Source organism: Neisseria sp. P0021.S007 (assembly GCF_051956855.1).
This window is the reverse complement of sequence record NZ_JBQCXA010000001.1, coordinates 393,734-414,239: the sequence shown is the minus strand read 5'-3', so window position 1 is coordinate 414,239 and position 20,506 is coordinate 393,734. Positions and strand designations below refer to the sequence as shown.

The window sequence follows — 20,506 nt, the reverse complement described above, 5'->3', positions numbered from 1 at the left end:
GTTGCTCCATATATTTTCAGACGGCCTTACAATTGCCGCAAGAATGCTTGGATAAACGCAATCTTATCCAATTCCGGTATGGCGTTGAACGCTTCGCGATGTTCGCGGATGTGGTCGATTAAAGGGTAAAACTCTTCGTCGACGTGGCGTTTGTCGAGCTTGCGTCCGATGTTGCCTTCGTTGCTTCGTCCCAGAAACTTGGAAATCAAGTAATACGGCGATTTGAGTTTGAACAGCATTTCGCCGGTTTGGGCATCAAACACCATAAAACCTTCGTGCTCCACATTTTTCAGACGGCCTTTCAGCTCGCCGAACGTGATGTTTTTCAGCGTTTCTGGACGGCGAACGCCGTATTGTTTGCCGATTTCGTCCAATTCCGCTTCAGAAAATTGACGGCCGGTCGCCACATCAATGCAGCCGATTAAGGTTTCGCCCAATGCTTCGCGGATGATGTGCACGTCTTTCGCATCTGTGATTTCAAACAAAAAAGTATGGTTTGGATAAGCGTGGAACAGGGTTTCGTATTGAGCGCAATGTGCGGCGGTCATGTCGGCAAACGCACTATCAAGCGAGCCGGTAGTCGAATACAGCACTTTGCCGTCAAACGTCGCGCCGTGGGACGGATGGTCGTCTGAAAGCGATACGAAAGTACAGCAGCCGAGGAAGCCGTTTACTTTCACCACCGCATCTACCAGTCTCTCGTCGCCGATTATGATCGGATAACGGCTGCATTTGGCAATACGTTCCGAATAATTGAACACTTTTTTAAACGGACGCACGATGATGCGGTTGTGCGCGTCGATAATCAAACCGCGCATTTCCAGCAAAGCATCATCAAAGCAGTTGTTATAGAACACGCTGCGTGCGTATTTCAACACGCGCAATTCAGGATAACGCTTGGATGCTTTGGCAGTAAAGTTACGGCTGCCGTGTTGCAGATAATGATCGGTCACAAAGGTTTGCTGCGCCTCATCAAACAGCAGCGGCTTATGCTCGATAGCCTGCATCTGTTTGATTTTTTCTAACTGCTCTGTATTTGCCGGCTGCACAGCCTCGATATGGATTTCGTTTGCCACACGGTTTTAGTTCAGCTTGATATACGCCGCCAACACATCATGCTCTTTCACGCCGTGCAGATTGGGATAGAAATTGTGCAGTCGATAAATTTCTGTTTCAAAACCGCTTTTCTCCGCCTGATCCAATAAATGACGGCAACGCGAAGCTTTTTGGTTGGTATTGGAATTAATGATCAAAATATTTCGATTCGGATTTTGGCGTCCAAGTCTCAAGGTTTCAGTCATCAAGGCATTGCCGCATTTCTGCGCCTTATCCACCGCTTCGCCCGACCAACGATATTCACCGTATTCATCGGTAATAAACAAATCGTTTTCAATACGGACAACTTCCGCATCCTGATACTGCGCTTTAAATTCGGCGGCTTTTTGTTCGGCAAAAGTCGATTTTCCCGAACCCTGATGACCGCGTATTAAGATAAATTTTTGCATTTTGTTTCCTTATTCTTGTTCTCAGCTTGTCCTGAATAAATAGGCCGTCTGAAAAAATATTTCTACCCTTTTTTCAGACGGCCTTAGCTTCAGTTCACAGCTGCCAGCGGCGTTTTCTCAATCTCATCTACCCAGAAATCTGTACCCATACCTCGTTCGGCAAAGGAACCAATCAGGGCAAACACTTGGTCGGAGAAGCCGCCGATGTTCAAGATATCGTGACGGTTTCGTGCTTGAGCCTTGGTGTAAGGCTGGATATCCAGGCAAACGAGTTTGGCTTCGGGACAGCGTTTTTTCAGGATGTCCCATTCTTTCATCAGACTGGTTTTACCACCCCATCGTTGGCTGTCATCTGCCCAACTTTCGTTGTCTGACACGATGACGACCAAATCCACTTCAGCTTTTTCACGGTTCAACATGGCAAGCGGTGCGCTACATGCTGTTCCGCCTCCACCGATATTGGCGAGTTTTTCGGCGTTGGTCATGATGCTGTCGCGTGGGTTGAGCTTCACGTTTACCGTGATTTGCTCAAACGGTATCACGCGGGCTTGCGGATTAGTACGCAACATGGCAGCGGACACAAGTGCGGCAATGTCGATGCAGCGGGTTTTGGTGGACGCACTGCCGCGATAGCCGGTAACCGGGCTGTGCATGGAGCCGGATACATCCGGGCAAACCACGACTTTGCCTTGGATTGCCGGTACGTTTTGTACGGCAGTTTCCATCGCATCTTGCAGGGCTTCGCGGATTTCAAACGGCATTTGGTCAGATGTTGCCTGATACGCGGTCAGCAATTGGTAAGGCAGGACGCGGGCGCGGGCAATGGCGGTTTCGTCACGCAGTTTTTCTGCCACCATTTTGATGTTTTTGCTTTTGGCAAATACTTCATGGCGCAGGAAAGTGTTCAGGTTTTGGCGAACCTGCTGCCATGAGCCGTTGCGGGCGATTTGCGCCCAGTCACCGCAGTTCAAGTCTAAAGCTGTAAGCATTTGGAAAGGAACGTTGGGCAATTCGCCTTCTCGGCTTTGTTTGTAATCTTCAAAAGCACGGGTAATGGGCGACAATGCTTCGCGATCGTACGGTTTGCCGATCAGCCATGCAAACCATGCGGCACGCCATGCTTCACGCGGTTTTGGGTGCACCATTTTGACCACGTCTGCCAGCGACGGCGAATTTCCGACAGCGGCGTTCAACAGTTGTTTTTCGGTGGCGGTCAAAAGCCAAGTCTGCATCAGTTTTTTCGGACGGTTGCCGAAGGATTTTCTGCCGACTGCGCCGCTGCGGATAATTTGTGCGAAGTTACGCAACATTTTACCGTTGTCCACCACTTGGTCGAATACACGAGCGAGCATGTTCACGTCTTTTTGCGCCAACACGGCAAGCAACAGCGCAGGCATATCTTTCATAAAACCTTTTTGACGGGCATATACGGCAGTTTTGGCAATAAACTCGGCATCCAGGCTTTCTGCCAATTTCAGCACTTGGTCAAGTTGGCTTTGTGCATCAGCATAGAAGGTATTATTCAGACAACCGGTAGCCGCAAGCTGTGCCAGCTGTTGTTTGGGCGTCAGCGTGTAGGCGATGCCGCCGGCTTCATTATGGGTATCGGTTTTAGTAAAACGGTTTTTAATAGATTGAAACAAATTAGTATTAGCCATTTTCATTTTCTTTCATATTGTTGGTTTGAGGCCGTCTGAACTTGTTTTAGCTTTGTTTTTCAGACGGCCTTGAATGGGTGGCAGCGTGGCGGCTAAAGATGAAGAGAAGCGTTTTTAACTGAAAGCTAATGTATTCTCTTCCGGGCATCCGCCTACTGCCGTAGGGCGACCAGTTTAATTAGGATCATTCGGGTTTGTAGCAAGAAAGGAATGTAATCCTAATAGCATTCGCCCATAAGGGGTGGCACATTGGGCAACAAAGAGTGGAGAAATTTTTACGCGCTCTATCCTCTGAGCTACTCTGCCATAGTTGGCGACAGAGACGGGACTCGAACCCGCGACCTCGAGCTTGGTAGGCTGTAATTCCTCCGGTATTTGCCAAATATACCGAAAACGGTTTTTATATCAGCCCGCCTGAATATTTCAGACGGCCTCGAATGGATGGCAGCGTAGCGGATAAACATGAAGAGAAACGGTTTTAACGTGAAAGGTTAATGTACCCTCTCCGAGCATCCGCCTGCTGCCGTAAAAGTAATATGGCACGCAACAAGTTTTTAAGGGAAACATGCCTTTACTCTACCAACTGAGCTACTCTGCTATTTTGGATAACAGAGACAGGACTCGAACCTGCGACACAAGGATATCCATGTTGTAGTTTCCCCAGGCATTTGCCTGCCATATTGAAAAGGGTGAGCGACTAAATAAACAAGACGTTCAACGTCTATCAGACGAGACAGGATTCGAACCTGTTAATCCAAATGTAGTCTTGTTGGCATTCGCCCTGTAACCACACAGCAACTAAATTTACGGAAAATTTTTCTCCGGTAACTGTATTTCCCGAAGCATCTGCTGTATCGTTACATTCACAACATAGCCAACAGCGTGCCAAGAATAAAATTTTTATAAAAATAATTTTTAATTAATTGAATATAAAGAAAATATATTTTAAAGTGGCTTTTATCGCCAAATAGCGTATAATACTAAAAAATATATTTATAGATAGTTATATAGAAAATAAAATATACAAGGATATATGATGCGATTCGATGATTTGGACAAACACTTGCGGCTAAGTAAACGGAAAATTTGTCCTGGAAAAATAATTTAAAGACCCTCTGAAACATGAATACCATCCCCAAAAAACAAGTCGCCGTCAGCTTTCTTGGTACAGTGCTGGACAAAGGTTTCGGTCAGGGCCGTTGGTTGAAATGGCGGCCAAACGTCGCCATGAATCAGCGTCAAGATTTTCATCTCGACCGTATGGAGCTGTTTTATGCGGAGAAATACCGCGAACTGGCGGATCATGTAAAAGCCGATATTCAGCAGGTGTCGCCGCACACAGTCGTCAATCTCGTGCCTATGGAGCTGGCAAACCCGTGGGATTTCTCCGAGGTTTATACCAAACTGCACGATTGGGCAGCAAACTATCCATTTGATACAGAAGAAGAAACCTATCTCACCCACATCACGACAGGTACACACGTTGCCCAAATCTGCCTGTTTTTATTGGTGGAATCACGTCAAATCCCCGGCGTACTGTTGCAAACCGCTCCGCCCAAAAATCAAAGACGCAGTATGGAGGACGGCAATGTCGGTAGTTATGAAATCATCGATTTGGACTTGGCGCGTTACGACGTGCTGGCCGAACGCCTCGCCGCCGTGCGCGATGACGCAGTGCGCTACCTGAAAAGCGGCATTTCTACCCAAAACGCCGCCTTCAACCGCATGATTGCCGAAATTGAACAAGTCGCACTCAACTCTCCTTCCCCCATTCTGCTTTCCGGCCCGACAGGCGCAGGTAAATCCATGCTGGCACGCAGGATTTTTGAATTGAAAAAAGCGCGCCATCTGATTAAAGGCACATTTGTCGATGTAAACTGCGCCACCCTTCGCGGCGACGGCGCAGCATCTGCCCTGTTCGGCCACAAAAAAGGCGCCTTTACCGGTGCTGCAGAAAAGCGTGAAGGCTATTTGAAAACCGCCGACGGCGGTGTATTGTTTTTAGATGAAATTGGCGAATTGGGCTTGGACGAGCAAGCTATGTTGCTCAAAGCCATTGAAGAAAAACACTTTTATCCCGTCGGCAGCGACAGCGAAGTCAAAAGCGACTTCCAACTTATCGCCGGCACCAACCGCGACCTACGCCACGAAATCCGCGCCGGACGCTTCCGCGAAGACCTGTTCGCCCGCATTAATATCTGGAATTACCCACTACCTGCACTCGCCAACCGTCGCGAAGACATCGAGCCCAACGTCGAACACCAGCTCGCCTTAGCCTCGCAAGAACTCGGCCGAACCACCCGCTTCAACAAAGAAGCCCTGGCCACCTACCTCGACTTCGCCCACTCCAACCAAGCACCATGGCGCGGCAACTTCCGCGACCTCGCCGCCAGCATCATGCGCCTGGCCACACTCGCGCCGCAAGGCAGGATACAAGTAGAACAAGTCCAAGCCGAAATCGAACGCCTCAAATGGTTATGGTCGGAAGAACCCTTTTCAGACGGCCTCCTACATAACAGGCCGTCTGAAAAAGCACAAGACTACCCCGATAAAATCGATTGGGACACATTGGATTTATTCGACAAACTACAACTGCAACACGTTATCGACGAATGCCGCAAACATCCCAACATGGCCGCCGCCGGCCGTGCATTGTTCAACGTCTCCCGAACAGAAAGGGCAAAAGTCAATGACAGCGATCGACTGAGAAAGTATTTGCAACGGTTTGGACTGGAATGGGGGGATATTTAAATAGAGTGGGCAGACTAGTTCATTTTGAGAGCATTATTTTTTATCATTTATAAAAAACAAAAGGCATCAATCTGATGCCTTTTTATTTTCGTTAACATAAAAAATTAACGTTCATACCAACGTTTGGTCGATTCACGAATCACTTCTTTGGTTTACTTCAAAAATGCCGCATGATAGGCAATATGCTCGCCAACAAAACTGGCGATGAAGTAATAGCTATGATCATAGCCTTTGTGGAAGCGCACATCGACTGGTTGATTTGCCGCACGACAGGTTTCAATAAAATCTTCGGTACGTAATTGTGTTGGCAAAAACTCATCTTCCAAGCCCTGATCAATGCGCATACCTTGTACTTTATAGCCTTGTTGAATGAGTGAGCTGGCATCATATTGCTGCCATTTTTCGCGATCTTTTCCTAAATAGGCAGAAAAGGCTTTTTCTCCCCAAGGCACGAGGCTAGGCGATAAAATGGGCGAAAAGGCAGAAACACTTTGATAACGTTCTTGGTTTCGCAGCGCCAATACCAATGCGCCATGTCCGCCCATTGAATGTCCCATAATCGAACGTTTGCCGTTGGTAGGGAAATTTTCCTCAATCAGACTAGGCAACTCATTCAAAATATAATCATACATTTGATAATTCGTCGCCCAAGGCTGCTCGGTCGCATTCAAATAAAAGCCCGCACCTTGCCCTAAATCGTAAGCAGCATCATTCGGCACTTGCTCTCCGCGAGGGCTGGTATCGGGAGCAACCACAATTACTTGATGTTCTGCCGCGTAACGCTGAAAGCCTGATTTGGTAATGAAATTTTGTTCCGTACACGTTAAGCCGGAAAGCCAATAAATCACACCAAGCGGTCGATTCTCCGGATTATCCGGCAAATAGACGGCAAATTTCATTTCGCATTGCAGCGTTTGGGCATGGTGTGCCCACACTTGTTGCGAACCACCAAAAATTTGATGTTGTTCAATCAGTTTCATCGCGTACCTTAGTAATGAATAACAGCGCGGATCGATTTACCTTCATGCATTAACTCAAAGGCTTCATTAATTTGATCGAGCGTCATTGTGTGGGTCACAAACGGTTCTAACTCGATATCGCCTTTCATTGAATCTTCCACCATTTTCGGCAGTTCAGAGCGGCCTTTCACGCCACCAAACGCCGTGCCTTTCCAAACACGACCGGTTACCAACTGGAACGGGCGAGTTGAAATTTCTTGCCCTGCACCCGCTACGCCGATGATAATGGATTGTCCCCAACCACGGTGTGCGCTTTCTAATGCTTGACGCATCACGTTTACATTGCCGATACATTCAAAGGTATGGTCAATACCCCATTTATTGATGTCTAACAACACATCTTTGATTGGTTTATCGTAATCGTTAGGATTTAAACAATCCGTTGCACCAAATTGTTTTGCCAGCTCGAATTTTGCAGGATTGGTATCAATAGCAATAATACGACCCGCTTTAGCTTGACGTGCACCTTGCACCACAGCTAAACCAATCGCCCCTAAACCAAACACTGCAACAGAGTCGCCTTCTTGCACTTTTGCCGTATTATGTACCGCACCAATACCTGTGGTAACGCCGCAGCCGAGTAAACATACTTGTTCGTGGTTTGCTTCCGGGTTGATTTTCGCCAGTGAAACTTCGGCAACAACTGAGTATTCACTGAAAGTCGAACAGCCCATATAGTGATAGATCGGCTGACCTTGATAAGAAAAACGCGTCGTGCCATCTGGCATTAAGCCTTTACCTTGTGTATCACGCACTGAAACGCATAAGTTGGTTTTACCTGAACGACAAAACTCACATTCGCCACATTCAGCGGTGTAAAGAGGAATGACGTGATCACCTGGTTTTACGCTTGACACACCTTCGCCCACAGCAACGACCACACCCGCACCTTCGTGTCCAAGCACCACAGGGAATACGCCTTCAGGATCGCTTCCTGACAACGTAAACGCATCAGTATGGCACACACCAGTGTGAGTGTTACGAATTAACACCTCGCCTTTGCGTGGCATTTCTACGTCGATTTCCACAATTTGTAAGGGTTGATTTGGGGAGAATGCCACCGCCGCACGAGATTTGATGGTTGGATTGGTTTGTTTAATTTCCATTATTTTTGCCTTTTAATTCATTAATAAAGTTATCTAGCCTACGAAAGATAACCACAGTTTATACTTTGGAACCCACCCTGAAGCAAGCATTTTTGCAATTTTGGCTCCGGCGATAGCTTGATCGACTAAAGGGCTGCCATGTAATTGGCGGTTAAAGGCTTCCGAATATTTCCCTTAGTCATGAAGCTGTCCAGTATGGCAGGCACCGAATACCCGAGCAAACTCCACCGCCATTTCCCCAACATTGACCAAATGGCTTTGTAAGGTTTGCCAATGTTCGTAAGGCAAGAGATTACCGAGTTTGTCTTGGGCAGAATGGGCGTAGTAAATTAGGGTTTTCATATTGAAATTCTAAAAAATTTAAACTGATATTATGCAATGATAATATGATATTAAATTTAATATGCAAATAGAAAAAATGCTGTCTGAAACTTTTTCAGACGGCATTGTTATTGATTACCCTTTATGACTTGCTTCTAATATCCTTCACAGCTTTCACTAAAGCTTCGGAAAGCGAAGGATCAAAAGAAGAGCGGTCTGCTTGGACAATATTTGAACATACAGCCCCTCTTCCTTACTTAGACATGAGATACGGTGGCAGAGTTTCAACACACAGCCGCCCGAAGGCGGCTGGGGCCGGTAAAGGCGGCGAGTAGAGGGTTTTGCTGGTTTCAACACACAGCCGCCCGAAGGCGGCTGGAGCCGCGATAGTGATTGCTGACACGGCCAAAACACTGCGTTTCAACACACAGCCGCCCGAAGGCGGCTGAAGACCAAGACACCGTCTACGACGACAGCGACCTGTTTCAACACACAGCCGCCCGAAGGCGGCTGCTTTTTAGCCAAAATGGGCGAATCCATCGCGCCTGTTTCAACACACAGCCGCCCGAAGGCGGCTGATTGAAAAATGCGGATATTTCAATGGATCGCATAAGTTTCAACACACAGCCGCCCGAAGGCGGCTGGATTTGGGTCAACAGGCCGTCAAATTCCAAGATAGTTTCAACACACAGCCGCCCGAAGGCGGCTGCATCGTAGTTATCGGCAAGGGCGCGTAATTGCGTGTTTCAACACACAGCCGCCCGAAGGCGGCTGCATCGTAGTTATCGGCAAGGGCGCGTAATTGCGTGTTTCAACACACAGCCGCCCGAAGGCGGCTGCCACCACCGCCACCGGCAGGCGCGTGAGCTTTGGCAGTTTCAACACACAGCCGCCCGAAGGCGGCTGAATACTGTTCTTGCGAGATTCCAGCGTGTTTTGGTTTCAACACACAGCCGCCCGAAGGCGGCTGTTAACCATTCCGTCAATATTAATTACTCTTTCGATGTTTCAACACACAGCCGCCCGAAGGCGGCTGCATTGTAAAGGCGGCCTCTATCAATACATAGGCGTTTCAACACACAGCCGCCCGAAGGCGGCTGAATTAACAATCCATGCTTGCTTGCTTTTAATCCGTGTTTCAACACACAGCCGCCCGAAGGCGGCTGGAAAACATTAGGCCGTCTTCGTCCAAAAAGTTGAGTTTCAACACACAGCCGCCCGAAGGCGGCTGACATTGATGCCGGTTCTGCGCAGTCGGCGTTTGCCGTTTCAACACACAGCCGCCCGAAGGCGGCTGCTCTTGTATTTTTTGTGTGATTTCTTGAGTTTGCGCGGTTTCAACACACAGCCGCCCGAAGGCGGCTGGTCGTTGGTGCAGGTGCGGTTGCCCCAAACGCGGTTTCAACACACAGCCGCCCGAAGGCGGCTGCGCCACCGTCTCGATGGGACGATGTGTAGCAGTCGTTTCAACACACAGCCGCCCGAAGGCGGCTGAGCCGCATTTTATGGCTCAGCAGTCCGGTTTAGTGTTTCAACACACAGCCGCCCGAAGGCGGCTGCTTTATCGTCTTCAGCGGTCAGCCACTGCTTGCCGGTTTCAACACACAGCCGCCCGAAGGCGGCTGTTTTCTAATTTCTCGACTTTTTCGGCCAGCTCTTGTTTCAACACACAGCCGCCCGAAGGCGGCTGAATCAACGCCTGCCCTGTTTATGACACAGATGTACTTGTTTCAACACACAGCCGCCCGAAGGCGGCTGCATCATATCTTCCGCGCTGACGGCTTTGATATTGAGTTTCAACACACAGCCGCCCGAAGGCGGCTGGTACACCGACGCGCCGGTTTGTATATCTCAAATGTTTCAACACACAGCCGCCCGAAGGCGGCTGCTTCCAACACCGTCATGACGTGCTTGAACGGTACGTTTCAACACACAGCCGCCCGAAGGCGGCTGGAGCGGGTACAACGCTCAATGCTGAACAGGTCAAGGTTTCAACACACAGCCGCCCGAAGGCGGCTGAATAAATCCAAGCGCGCCGTTTCTAGGCCGTCTGTTTCAACACACAGCCGCCCGAAGGCGGCTGATCGGCAGCCTGCGCGGCCAATAAATCGTTAAGCGTTTCAACACACAGCCGCCCGAAGGCGGCTGACTTTGGACTGGCAGTAGATACCATCGGGGGCGTAGTTTCAACACACAGCCGCCCGAAGGCGGCTGCGCACTTATTCCGCAGGCGTTTGGTTTGGCGTGTTGTTTCAACACACAGCCGCCCGAAGGCGGCTGTTAAAAATAATTCTAATCAGACGCTAATTTTCAATGTTTCAACACACAGCCGCCCGAAGGCGGCTGGTAGTTGCTGGTGTGCCAGTATGGGTGGGTGCTGTTTCAACACACAGCCGCCCGAAGGCGGCTGAAAATCCAACGGCAACACTTTCCAAAATTTGCCGTGTTTCAACACACAGCCGCCCGAAGGCGGCTGCGATCCTGCGCGGCGTCGTCGAGCTTGAAACGGGGGTTTCAACACACAGCCGCCCGAAGGCGGCTGATCACTTAGCCTGCGGCATTGCTCACAAGGTGATCGTTTCAACACACAGCCGCCCGAAGGCGGCTGCATCAAACTGGCGGAGGATTTCAATAAGAATCCGGAGTTTCAACACACAGCCGCCCGAAGGCGGCTGTATCCTCACAGGTATAGCCGTTATGTAAAGGGTTGTTTCAACACACAGCCGCCCGAAGGCGGCTGTTTCATTACAAAACTGAGGATAAATAGATATGATGTTTCAACACACAGCCGCCCGAAGGCGGCTGGGGGGATATTTTTTTTGCCTAGTAGTCCATTTTGAGTTTCAACACACAGCCGCCCGAAGGCGGCTGCGCCGTTTTATTTTTCGGCGCGTGGTGTGGACGGCGGTTTCAACACACAGCCGCCCGAAGGCGGCTGCACGTCTAACCCTCTAGTTATAAATTTTTAGTTAGTTTCAACACACAGCCGCCCGAAGGCGGCTGTGAACCGGAAAATTGCAGATGGGCTACCCCTGTTGTTTCAACACACAGCCGCCCGAAGGCGGCTGCATAAAACAACAAGGCTTCCTTTAACAAACTCAAGTTTCAACACACAGCCGCCCGAAGGCGGCTGGTTATTGATACCATATCCCAATCGCGGGTCGGAACGGTTTCAACACACAGCCGCCCGAAGGCGGCTGGTTTGTGGCTTGCTATAAATGCCATCGGGGGCGCGGTTTCAACACACAGCCGCCCGAAGGCGGCTGGAAAAAAAAAAATCGACGGTTAAAAAATCCGTAGTTTCAACACACAGCCGCCCGAAGGCGGCTGGGGATATATTGCACACGTATAAGCGGTACATTAGGGTTTCAACACACAGCCGCCCGAAGGCGGCTGTTCGCAATCACGCCCGACAGATTCGCCAAGAACCAGTTTCAACACACAGCCGCCCGAAGGCGGCTGGCCGTTTTATTTTTCGGCGCGTTATGTGTGAGCGGTTTCAACACACAGCCGCCCGAAGGCGGCTGATTCTAACGTGGTACTTATATAACTGCCCTGTTAAGTTTCAACACACAGCCGCCCGAAGGCGGCTGTCCGCAATACTTCTATGATAAGTGTGGGTATAATGGTTTCAACACACAGCCGCCCGAAGGCGGCTGCAATCAGCATTTCAAAGACGGGTAACACATCGTAGTTTCAACACACAGCCGCCCGAAGGCGGCTGTCAAAGAAGTTACCAAAACTGAAGAAGAAATCATTGTTTCAACACACAGCCGCCCGAAGGCGGCTGAACCGACTATTACACATACGGCGGCTATGAAATTGTTTCAACACACAGCCGCCCGAAGGCGGCTGGCCGATAAAGGGGAGTTTACATTTAAAGGCATTGTTTCAACACACAGCCGCCCGAAGGCGGCTGTCTACCTCGATTTACAATCAAACGAAATTTTTCAGTTTCAACACACAGCCGCCCGAAGGCGGCTGGATAGCGGCGAAAAGGTATGACGGCAAATGTAAAGTTTCAACACACAGCCGCCCGAAGGCGGCTGATAGACTGGACGCATGAATCAATTTCACTTTCAAAGTTTCAACACACAGCCGCCCGAAGGCGGCTGTTTTTTGGTATATGCAAAGCTAGTCAAGCATTTGCGTTTCAACACACAGCCGCCCGAAGGCGGCTGTACAACTTCCTGTTGTTCCGTACCAAGCACCGTCCGTTTCAACACACAGCCGCCCGAAGGCGGCTGTTCTTCATGGTTTTGTCCTTTCAGGATAATAAGAGTTTCAACACACAGCCGCCCGAAGGCGGCTGGTATGCGCCCCACCAATCTTGTAACCCATCGGCAGGTTTCAACACACAGCCGCCCGAAGGCGGCTGTCAAAATCTGATAAATGGCGGCAGGTCGTATGGGTTTCAACACACAGCCGCCCGAAGGCGGCTGAAATGTTTCCTCGTCCAGTTTAACCAAGCAATCGGGTTTCAACACACAGCCGCCCGAAGGCGGCTGCATCTGCGCCATGTCGATTTGGTATTGCTTAAATTGTTTCAACACACAGCCGCCCGAAGGCGGCTGTGAAGCAGGCGAAAAAACAGGATTGCAAAACGGTGCGTTTCAACACACAGCCGCCCGAAGGCGGCTGGCCTTGTTCATGCCTGCCATTGTTGCCTACCGTATGTTTCAACACACAGCCGCCCGAAGGCGGCTGGATAGCAGGGAGATAGCAGGGTAGATACTGGGTAGGTTTCAACACACAGCCGCCCGAAGGCGGCTGACTTAACAAAAGTGCTAGTACAATGCGAAGCCATGGTTTCAACACACAGCCGCCCGAAGGCGGCTGAAGTTAGCACCGCCAGCATCTTTGCTAATAGCCTGTTTCAACACACAGCCGCCCGAAGGCGGCTGGTATAGAGAAAGGATTAATCATGGACTTTGTATGGTTTCAACACACAGCCGCCCGAAGGCGGCTGTCTGATACTGGAACTACTGGAACTACATGGTTAGTTTCAACACACAGCCGCCCGAAGGCGGCTGCGCGTATTCACTGCTGACGTAACAATCCTGCAGGTTGTTTCAACACACAGCCGCCCGAAGGCGGCTGCGTCTCTGCCCTGATTGATAAAGCAGGCAGCAAAGGTTTCAACACACAGCCGCCCGAAGGCGGCTGAGCCTCTCTTAAAAGCCTTGTTCCATCAGGTTTCGCAGCCCCGATTTCGCTAAGCTCCTAAGAAAAGCGTGAACGCGAGTATAACACAGCCTTTTCCGTTACGCCCGCATTCGCAATATCCTGATTATTAAAGAACAATCCCAATTCGCCAACCCTGCCGCATTTTCATGAGAACCGCAGGTTGGCGATTTACACAATCAACGTATCCTTAAACACATCCACCGCCGGTTTTGCGCCGTGATGTTCTACTTTCCGCCGCCATTTGCTGCCCAGATGGTAAAAGCGCAGGCTGTCAGTTTCAGGGTTGTAGGTTTTCAAAAGTTTGTCCTTTAAAACAACCCACTGATCGGGCGCGATATCGCATTCGAACACCGAATACTGCACGCGCACGCCGTAGTCCAAACACAATTTCGCCACGCGCCGTAGCCTTGCCTGTCCGTCCGCGTCTTCCAACGAAATATCGTAAGTAATCAGCATTAGCATTTTGTATTCCCATATACAGGCTGCTTTAAAGGCCGTCTGAAAATATCCGATCCGTTTTCAGACGGCCTGCAAACCTATCTCATCAAAAACGGCGGGTATTCCGCCAAATCTCCGCGTAAGTGCCGTGCCAACAACATTGCCTGAATATACGGCAGCAGCCCAATTTCCACTTCCTCGCCTAAAAACGGATGAACTATTTTCTCCTGCTTTTTCGCCTGCAAGGCTTGGAACAGCAGCTTACGCGCCTCCGCTTTCAAGCTCACCGCGCCGCTTGCCTCGGTAACAAAATCCTGCGGTTTGATTTGCCCGCGGTTAATCAGCGACAACACCAGCCTGTCTGCCCACCACGCGCGGAATTCTTCCAAAATATCCTGCGCCAAACTGTCGCGCCCCGGGCGGTCGGCGTGCAAAAAGCCCACCTGCGGATCCAGCCCCACACCTTGCAGCGCGCCGCTGATGTCCTTGCCCAACAGACTGTACACAAACGACAACAGCGCATTCACCCCGTCTCTAGGCGGACGGCGGTTGCGTCCGTCAAAAGAAAAACCGCTTTTTTCGCTCAAAAGCTGCCCAAATACGCCGAAATAACGCGCCGCCGCATCGCCCTCAATACCGCGCACCACGTCCAGCTCCGCCACGCCCTTCAACTGCCACAGCGAAATGTTCAAAGCATCGACCGCACTTTGAATCGCCGCATTCTCGCCGTAATTGCGAATCTGCCGCTGAAGCACCCGCTTGCTCGCCTGAATCTTCGCCGCAATGATATTGCGCGCAATCGGCACAGGATTTTGCTCCGACCCCCGATACTGCGCCCGACGCAGTAGCACATTGCCGCTTTGCCGCCCCTGAAGCCGCCCCAAATAACGTCCGTTTTCGGTAAAAAACGCCAAATTCACATTATTTTCACCGCAAAACCCTAACAAAAACGGCGATACCAGCACATTGCCAAAACAGAAAATATGCCCAATAGAATGCACCGGCAACTGCGCCACCTTCTTACGCTCCTGCGCCACCACCAGCGTCTCCCGCTCCTTATGCAGATAGCTGCCTTGGGTGGTGATATACAGCGTGTTTTGCAGTTTGCGCATGGGAAAACTCCTTAGGTTTTGACCGTGCTTTTGGGGTTAAACGGGGGGGCTAGCTAAAAATTAGATTTTATCTTCTGCCGGATCAACTTTATACCAATGCTCACAATTTCTTTTACACTCTAATGCTGGCGTAGTTCTTGTTACCCTTCTTTTCTTGCTACCATCAGAATAACGTATATTCTCCCACTCGATTGGCTTATTATAATATTTCATTTCTCCACCGCACTGTGGACATTGAGAAATACTAATTTTCTCTAGACTTAAACGATGCCCCATACCGCTAATAGCATAATTAAAAACTAATGGGTATCTAGTTTGATACTTAGTAATTCTGCGTAATGTAATGGTGATAAGAAATAATACAGCAATAGCTATTAAAATAAATATATAAGTATTATTTATTTCACTTTGTATTATAGTTTTACCATTTACTAAATATAATATGGGTTTAACTATACAATTATAAATAGGTAATAGCCCTGCTAAAGAAATCAGAAAACTAGCCCATGTCAGCCAAGCCATCGTAATGGGACTTCTCCAAATTGGTTCTGGGGTGTATGTAGCTATTTTCTTTTCATTTATTAAATCTGGTGCATCTTGAGTATGTACATTATGAACATCACCATTAACTATTTGTGTATTCCCATAAAAATTAGCATTTTTAAAATCATTTTTTTGTGTCATGTTTTTCCTTAGATATCTTGGATATCTTGAAACTTCAATAGAATATTATTCAGAATTAAATAATATTAAATATGCCCTGAGGTTAGCAGGTTGGGTAAAACAGCATAACCCAACCTGTATGTATTGAATCTATTCTATAACAACAAGTATACTAATCGTCTTCTAAACCCAGTCTTTCTCTTTCTTCTCGTATTTCCTCTAAATCATCTTCACTAAGCTCTCGTTCAAGGTGATAAAATATTATATTTGCATTATCCAGTATTTCATCAATTTCATCTGAATATCTATCTGCAAAATCACCTTCTTCAAGCTCGTCGATATGTTTCGACAATAAGTCTTGTGGCAAACCGCTTTTTAACCCGAGAAAGTCATCATGAAAAGTATAAACTCGGTCATCATGTCCAATATCCACTAAAATATCTACGACATTCTCTACAGTAGGATTTTCTAACTCTAGTTTTTCACCAACATCAGATAGATTGCTAAATTGATGTTCTATATTTCTTGTCATTTACGACTCCTTAAAATGTGTAATTACAATTGAGCATGATTACTCGTCTTCAGAAATTGCGATTAATTTAGAAGATTCAAGTTAATTAACGTAATAATTTTTTTTCAAATAAAATATTACTCCCCAAACAACCTCTCCACATACCCCACGCTCCTATCCCGTTTCCCCAATAACTCCGGCTGGCAAATCTCCACCAGCGAGCAGGCTTTGCAGCGTTTGCCGTAGTCGGGTGGCGGGGTTTGTCCGCTGTTTAGAAGTTCACGCACGGCAGCGATGGTGGCGAGTGTTTGGGCGCGTAGGTCATCTGAAAACGCGACAGGGACGCGGTGGCGGGTTTGCATATACCACAATGCGCCCTCAGAGACGGTTTGCCCCGTCATTTCTTCTAGGCACAAGCCTTGGGCGCAAAGCTGGATTTCATCCATCGGGTCGGGTTTTGGCTTGCCGCGTTTGTATTCCACGGGTTTCAGACGGCCTGTTTTCGTATCCACTTCCACCAAATCCAATACGCCGCTGATGCCCAGTTTCTCCGCCGACACATGCACCGTCCGCTCAAAGCGTACGCCCTTGCGCGTTTCCGGCTCGCCCGAATCCACCCGCTCATGCAACGCCTTGCCCTGCGCGGTCAAATAATTCTCCGCCCACGCCTGCTCGTTGTGAATCAACGCACATTGACGCGGGCAGAAGGCATAGTGTTGCAAGGCAGAAAGGGGAATCAGGCTAGTGTCCTGATTTTCCCCTTGGGTTTTGGTTAAAAGTGCGGTCATTTTTTTGAACGTTTTTTAAAGCAACTCTTCCACACTCACGCCATTTAAGCCGTCTGAAAGCACGCTGATTTTGTAATCGCCAAAACCGCTCGCTGGCGTACCTGATTCGCCGTTCACGCGTTCGACTTTCACGGCGTCAAACAGTTTATGTGCAGGCTGGCTGCCGAGTGCACTGTCGTGTTTAAAAACAATCAGTTTGCGCGCCGCCATTTCACCACGAGCGGCGGAGCGGTCGTGTTCAAACATCAGCGTCAGGGCTTGCCAGAGTTTGGCTAAGTCGTCGTCTGAAAAACCGGTTTTGGCGGCAAGGTTGGCGGAGATAAAGCCGTGCACGCGGTAGAGCGCGTAAGGGACGATGTATTTGCGCCCCATGGTGCGTTCTTTTTCCAAGTCTTTTTCGTTGGTTACCGCCATGCGGGTGATGGAAACTTCCAGCGGCACAATCGGGTCGATGGATTGGGCGAACGCCAGTTGTACAGGGCCGCGCACTTGTCCGCTGTTGACTTCGGTGGTCATCACGGCGCCGAAGGTGCGGATATCGAAGAAGTTTTTGCACATCCACGCGGTAATGTCGCGGGCTTTGGCTTCGTCTTTGGGCAGTTTTTTGGGTTCAGATTCAATGCCTAGTGCTTCATAAGCGCGTTTGTTTTGCAGGTTTAACACGCTTTTTTCTTTCACGTAGATTTCGTAACCGGCTTCGTTTTCGCTGCTGATTTCGACAAAATTACGGATTTTTCGTTTCAGGCAGACATCGGTTACCAAGCCTTTACTGGATTCGGGATCAAGGCGCGGCATATTGCCCGCATCGGGATCGCCGTTGGGGTTGCCGTTGGTAACATCAAAAAAGTAAACAAATTCATAGCGGTTTTGAATGGCAGACATTTTCTGGCTCCTTAGTTTTCAATGGTTTCAGCGGTTTCTTTTTTAGCAAAATAGCTTTGTTTTTGATGGTAATAGCCGATGGCGAAGCGGCCTTGCTCGTCAATGCTCAAATGGCGCGGAAAGGTTTCGGGCAGTTTGGCAATGATTTTGCCCAAATCTTTATCCAAATTCACCGCCATGCCGGCTTTGTCTTTACGCAAGCGCGATAAATGGTGTTTTGCACCCGACAAAAGGCGCGGAAAAACCGAAAACGGCACGGCAGATGCAGAGCCGTAATAGCGGTCGGCGATACCGGCGTTTAATTCGCCCAACGCCTGATATTGAATGCGCTCCAACACGGCAAACAGCCGCCCTAAAAGATAGGCGCGATTCGGACTTTCATTGTTCAAACTCATAGGAACTCCTTCTTCGATAAAACTTTTTCTAAAACGCCGCTCCAATACGGCTTTCATCATTGCCACGCGCAGGCCGTTCACGTCGCCGTCGGCACGGATTCGGGTAATCAGTTGCGACAGTAAACTCAAAGGGTACGGCGTGCCGCAAATCACGGCGCGAGTCATTTCTCCTGCTAAAACGGGTGAGATATTTTCGCTTTTGCCTAGCACGGCAGTTTGCAATAAGAGTCGCCAAATAGACGGCGGCGTTTTCCATGCGCAAGGCTCAATGGCTAAATCTTGCCAATGCTGCGCCAAATTTTCCGCCAACTGCCCAAAGGTCGTATCCAGCCAAAACCGAACAGAAATCCGCGCGGCATTAGGGGCAAGCCCTAAGATATAAAAACGGGTATTGGGAGAGAGTTCGGGCGCAATTTCTTGCAGCGGGCGACCTTTGTTACTTATTTGTTTCAATACGTTGAAAACTTTGGCGCTTTCTTGTTCATCATCCGGCGGCGTGAACACGTGCGCGAAAAAGCCTTCGGCAGCCTGCGCCGTAGCGCTATCGTCCGCTTCCGCCCAAAAAACCGTGCTGGCGTCGCCGATGGTCAGGCAGTGATTATTTTCGCGGCGCAACAGATAGTTCAGCGCGGTGGTGTAGGCAAAGGCGGATTGTTCGGAAACGGGCGCATTTGCGCCTTGCTCCTTGCCAAAAGAGGCAAAGGCTTCTTTGTTAAACGAGATAATCGAACCGCCGGAGCTTTGCCCGCCAAATACGCCTTTAATCGCCGGATGCAGCCGCGCAATCGGGGCAGTGTCGCCGCTAATCAGGCACAAGCCCTCAAGCGCTTCGTCACTTTTCAGGCAGCCTGCCCACAAGGTTTGCGCAGCTTCACGTTTATGGATAAGTGTGGTCGGTTTTTCAAGAGAAAATGCGATGTTGGCATCGAGCATTTCGGCAGGCAGATTTTCGGTAGCAAAATGTGCAGGCTGCCAGTTTTGCAGAAAACGGCACAAGGCTTGCAAGCCTTCATCTTCGCTGTTTTGCAGTAAATCGAGATGGTATTGCTTAAAGGCATCAAAGGTTTTTTCAGACGACGTAAACGGTTTTTCTTTCGCTTCGGCTTTGTTTTTATTAGCTTCAACGCCAAGCGCATAAGAAGTTTTATCCCACAGAAAAAATGGCTTGGGTGTAGTACCTGGGCGTTTGAAGGATTGAGGCACGCTCATCAGCTTCGGTTGCGGCTTTTTATCAGCTGTCAGATTCGGCACAACGGTTTTCAGACGGCCTTCTTTGTCCAATACCAAAATCCAGCCGATTTTTTCCTCGCTAAAGCCATAAGGCGGCACTTTCGGGTTGCCCATTTCATCGGTTTCCGCTGCCAAACGGCGGTAATAGCGGGCAAGGGACGCAAGAATCATGCTTTCACCTCCTCGGCGTAAAACGGCGGCACATCAATCACGCCGTCTTTCATTTGTGCGCGGAAAAAATGTGGTGTGTTGCCGTGGTCAAAATCAATATCGTGCAGCATCCAGCCCAAATCGCGGCTTGCCTCGCTTTCCAATAATGCCGACGGCGGCAGCGACTCGCCCTCGTCAATCAACGCAAAATCGGCAGGGAATTCACGCACGCCCAAACAAGGCTGCTGAAAGCATTGCCCTTTTTTCGCACGGCGTTTGAACATCTCAATATGCTTGGTAACAGTCTCATCCGCCCCCGCTTTTGCCGTCAGCACCGCATGAGCTTCAATCACATAAGCCACGTCTTTGAGCACCGTCGCCGCGCGCTGCTGGCGGTCGTCTTCAATCAGCGTATATAAATCGGCAACGCTCTTACGCTTCATCGCGCCGCTGACCTTGCCCGCCGAAATCTTGCCACCTAACTCATTGCGCCGCACCGACTCAAACCGAATCGGCTTCAACACATAAATCTTGTCTATCACCCACCGAATCGCCGGCTTCCAATGCACCGCCGCCAAAATCCCGCGCGCCGCCGACGGTGTGATGACATCATAAGACACCCGCTCCACCTTCATCTCCGGACGGGTAAAACAGGCATAATCGCCCCAAATGTGTAGGCGGATTTGGTTTGCCATACAAACTCCTTAACACACAGCCGCCCGAAGGCGGCTGATTTTTTTAATACTGATAACCTATCAGCTTTAGTTTCAATACACGTATTTTAAGAATA

Annotated in this window: 12 protein-coding genes, 2 pseudogenes and 1 CRISPR repeat array; of the genes and pseudogenes, 1 reads left to right on the top strand and 13 read right to left on the bottom strand. The window is 49.3% G+C overall.

Features of this window, described 5'->3' with window-relative positions:
* Window positions 1–26 precede the first annotated feature (26 nt).
* Together ACTHUR_RS01945 and ACTHUR_RS01940 are read right to left on the bottom strand one after the other, a co-directional pair.
* Window positions 27–1,505: pseudogene (locus ACTHUR_RS01945) on the bottom strand (RNA ligase).
* An 89-nt stretch (window positions 1,506–1,594) separates the two neighbouring features.
* Window positions 1,595–3,169, bottom strand: a complete 1,575-nt coding sequence (locus ACTHUR_RS01940) for a vWA domain-containing protein (RefSeq protein ID WP_049336823.1) — start codon at window positions 3,167–3,169, stop codon at window positions 1,595–1,597.
* A gap of 1,116 nt (window positions 3,170–4,285) precedes the next feature.
* On the opposite strand from ACTHUR_RS01940, the gene rtcR reads away from it, so the two are divergent.
* Window positions 4,286–5,914 (top strand): RNA repair transcriptional activator RtcR, encoded by a 1,629-nt coding sequence (gene rtcR / locus ACTHUR_RS01935; RefSeq protein ID WP_004520021.1) that lies wholly within the window; start codon window positions 4,286–4,288, stop codon window positions 5,912–5,914.
* A 152-nt stretch (window positions 5,915–6,066) separates the two neighbouring features.
* Here rtcR and fghA read toward each other — a convergent pair whose 3' ends face one another.
* From fghA to cas5c, 11 genes and pseudogenes are all read right to left on the bottom strand, one after another.
* Window positions 6,067–6,894: an S-formylglutathione hydrolase gene (gene fghA / locus ACTHUR_RS01930; RefSeq protein WP_440361126.1), complete on the bottom strand. Its 828-nt coding sequence runs from the start codon at window positions 6,892–6,894 to the stop codon at window positions 6,067–6,069.
* Between the two features lie 8 nt (window positions 6,895–6,902).
* The gene (locus ACTHUR_RS01925; protein ID WP_004520025.1) at window positions 6,903–8,039 is read right to left on the bottom strand and encodes an S-(hydroxymethyl)glutathione dehydrogenase/class III alcohol dehydrogenase; all 1,137 of its coding nucleotides are present in this window, start codon (window positions 8,037–8,039) and stop codon (window positions 6,903–6,905) included.
* Between the two features lie 93 nt (window positions 8,040–8,132).
* A pseudogene (locus ACTHUR_RS01920) lies at window positions 8,133–8,381 on the bottom strand (CRISPR-associated helicase/endonuclease Cas3); the annotation flags it as partial.
* A 260-nt stretch (window positions 8,382–8,641) separates the two neighbouring features.
* Window positions 8,642–13,526: direct repeats of the CRISPR family, unit length 31 nt; unit sequence GTTTCAACACACAGCCGCCCGAAGGCGGCTG.
* Between the two features lie 189 nt (window positions 13,527–13,715).
* Window positions 13,716–14,009, bottom strand: coding sequence for a CRISPR-associated endonuclease Cas2 (gene cas2, locus ACTHUR_RS01915; protein ID WP_049349119.1), 294 nt, complete (start codon window positions 14,007–14,009; stop codon window positions 13,716–13,718).
* 74 nt (window positions 14,010–14,083) lie between these two features.
* Window positions 14,084–15,097 carry a type I-C CRISPR-associated endonuclease Cas1c gene (gene cas1c, locus ACTHUR_RS01910; protein ID WP_070625731.1) on the bottom strand — a complete coding sequence of 338 codons (1,014 nt, stop codon included), beginning with the start codon at window positions 15,095–15,097 and terminating at the stop codon, window positions 14,084–14,086.
* Window positions 15,098–15,157: 60 nt separating this feature from the next.
* Entirely contained in the window at window positions 15,158–15,781 is a 624-nt protein-coding gene (locus ACTHUR_RS01905; protein WP_070625733.1) for a hypothetical protein, read from the bottom strand.
* Window positions 15,782–15,932: 151 nt separating this feature from the next.
* Window positions 15,933–16,292 (bottom strand): hypothetical protein, encoded by a 360-nt coding sequence (locus tag ACTHUR_RS01900; RefSeq protein WP_070625737.1) that lies wholly within the window; start codon window positions 16,290–16,292, stop codon window positions 15,933–15,935.
* Between the two features lie 116 nt (window positions 16,293–16,408).
* Window positions 16,409–17,059, bottom strand: coding sequence for a CRISPR-associated protein Cas4 (cas4, locus tag ACTHUR_RS01895; RefSeq protein ID WP_070625740.1), 651 nt, complete (start codon window positions 17,057–17,059; stop codon window positions 16,409–16,411).
* Window positions 17,060–17,074: 15 nt separating this feature from the next.
* Window positions 17,075–17,941 carry a type I-C CRISPR-associated protein Cas7/Csd2 gene (gene cas7c / locus ACTHUR_RS01890; RefSeq protein WP_070625742.1) on the bottom strand — a complete coding sequence of 289 codons (867 nt, stop codon included), beginning with the start codon at window positions 17,939–17,941 and terminating at the stop codon, window positions 17,075–17,077.
* Window positions 17,942–17,952: 11 nt separating this feature from the next.
* Window positions 17,953–19,737, bottom strand: a complete 1,785-nt coding sequence (gene cas8c / locus ACTHUR_RS01885) for a type I-C CRISPR-associated protein Cas8c/Csd1 (protein WP_150540506.1) — start codon at window positions 19,735–19,737, stop codon at window positions 17,953–17,955.
* Window positions 19,734–20,411 carry a type I-C CRISPR-associated protein Cas5c gene (gene cas5c, locus ACTHUR_RS01880; RefSeq protein ID WP_070625746.1) on the bottom strand — a complete coding sequence of 226 codons (678 nt, stop codon included), beginning with the start codon at window positions 20,409–20,411 and terminating at the stop codon, window positions 19,734–19,736. Before cas5c ends, cas8c begins: the two co-directional genes overlap by 4 nt.
* Window positions 20,412–20,506 lie beyond the last annotated feature (95 nt).